Origin of the sequence: Burkholderia stagnalis, from assembly GCF_902830275.1 — a bacterium.
GTDB classification, from domain to species: Bacteria; Pseudomonadota; Gammaproteobacteria; order Burkholderiales; family Burkholderiaceae; genus Burkholderia; species Burkholderia stagnalis.
Map to the genome: position 1 here is coordinate 1 of NZ_CADESW010000069.1, position 1,099 is coordinate 1,099.

Below are 1,099 nucleotides of genomic sequence, written 5' to 3' on the forward strand. Positions count from 1 at the left end.
ATTTTCCGGATATCCGGCGCGAAGGCGTAGAACGGAATCACCTGATCCCAGGCTCGGCGCCAGAGCACGGCAATCGGAGGGTATTTAGTACCCCACGTGCTCGTATCGAACGCGTCCAGCGCCACGGCGGCCGCTTCGGCCGACGGTGCCCGATAGACCTCCTTGAGCGCCGCTGCGACCGATTTCCTGTCTTTCCAGCTGGCGAAGTCCAGCGAGTTCCGGATCAGATGCACGATGCAGGTCTGGACCGTCGTTTCCGGGAACACGGAATTGATCGCTTCCGGGAAGCCCTTCAGGCCGTCGACCACGGCAATCAGGATGTCCTGCACGCCGCGCAGCTTCAGGTCGTTCACCACCCGCATCCAGAACTTGGCGCCCTCGGTCTGCTCGATCCAAAGGCCCAGCACGTCGCGTGTGCCGTCGCGGCGCACGCCCAACGCCAGGTAGATCGCCTTGTTGCGCACGACGCCTTCGTCGCGGATCTTGACGCGCAAGGCGTCGAAGAACACCACCGGGTACATCGGCTCGAGCGGCCGCTGCTGCCACTCGCGCACTTCGTCGATCACGGCATCGGTCACCGTACTGATGAAGTCCGGCGACACCTCGATGCCGTACATCTCCAGCAGGAAACCCTGAATCTCCCGCACGCTCATGCCGCGTGCGTACATCGCGATGATCTTGTCGTCGAAGCCGGTGAAGCGTCGCTCGCCCTTGGCGATCAGCACCGGATCGAAGGTGCCTTCGCGGTCGCGCGGAATCTCGACGTCGAGCAGGTCGTCATCGGTCGTGATGCGCTTGCGGCTGGTGCCGTTGCGGTGGTTCGTGCGGCCTGCCGGCTTGGCATCGCCCTTCTCGTAGCCGAGGTGGTGGGTCAGTTCGCCGCCCAGCGCGCGTTCGAAGATTGCCTTCTTGAGCGCCGCAAGCTGCTCGTTGATCGTCGCCCGATCCAGCGTGCCGGGTACCAGTTGCTTGATCAGTTCCGGGTCCAGGTTCAAGCCCTTGCCCGGTTCAATCGTCACTTCTTCCTTGCGTTTGCGTGGCATAACGTGGCTCCTTGGCCATCAGTTTATGCCTCACACACAAACATTCGGATAGGCTC

At 62.6% G+C, this 1,099-nt stretch carries 1 protein-coding gene; it reads right to left on the bottom strand.

The annotated features are described in order from the left end of the window. The coding region (locus HWY45_RS36235; protein ID WP_150999510.1) for an IS256 family transposase at positions 1-1,043 on the bottom strand (1,043 nt) is incomplete at its 3' end. Positions 1,044-1,099 lie beyond the last annotated feature (56 nt).